This window comes from Limosilactobacillus rudii (assembly GCF_014145455.1).
Taxonomy (GTDB): domain Bacteria; phylum Bacillota; class Bacilli; order Lactobacillales; family Lactobacillaceae; genus Limosilactobacillus; species Limosilactobacillus rudii.
On record NZ_JACIVB010000015.1, the window covers coordinates 1 to 237 of the forward strand.

The 237-nt window shown below is 46.8% G+C and carries 1 rRNA gene; it reads right to left on the reverse strand.

From position 1 onward, the window contains the following. Nucleotides 1-237, reverse strand: a 23S ribosomal RNA gene (locus tag H5S39_RS00325); the annotation flags it as partial.

A 237-nucleotide genomic window follows, 5' to 3' on the forward strand; every position in this document is an offset into this window, starting at 1 on the left:
CTCTTTGGCACAGCTTCCCAACTGTTGCGACTACGTCGCACTTTGGTAACTCTATTGTTCAGTCCTACAACCCCAGTAAGCAAGCTTACTGGTTTGGGCTCTTCCCCTTTCGCTCGCCACTACTCAGGGAATCGATTTTTCTTTCTCTTCCTGCAGCTACTAAGATGTTTCAGTTCACTGCGTCTACCTCTTGCTAGCTATGTATTCACTAGTCAAGTAGTCAGCGATTAAGCTGAC